This window comes from Pseudescherichia sp. AS216, from assembly GCF_037152055.1.
Classification (GTDB): Bacteria; Pseudomonadota; Gammaproteobacteria; order Enterobacterales; family Enterobacteriaceae; genus Pseudescherichia.
The window spans coordinates 1-223 of record NZ_JBBCMV010000053.1; the positions used below are offsets into that span (position 1 = coordinate 1).

The 223-nt window shown below is 64.6% G+C and carries 1 protein-coding gene; it reads left to right on the top strand.

Going from position 1 to position 223, the window contains the following annotated elements; translation table 11 throughout:
- Positions 1 to 223: hypothetical protein (locus WFN61_RS20875; RefSeq protein ID WP_337039158.1), on the top strand; the 223-nt coding region annotated here is incomplete at both ends.

The following is a 223-nucleotide window of genomic DNA, read 5'->3' on the forward strand; positions in this document are numbered from 1 at the left end:
GACAGCGTGCTGGGTCGTGGCTGGAGCCTGTTCTGGGAAACCTCCCTTGAACGCTACGGTGACGGGCTGGTGTGGCGCGCGCCGTCGGGGGACTGTATCTCCTTCCCGGGGATGCCGGAGGGCCAGCGCGTCTACTGTCAGGCCGAAAAGCGCTGGCTGGAACATCATCAGGACGATACCTGGTCGGTGTATGATACCAGCGGCGAGCGCTGGCACTATGCCC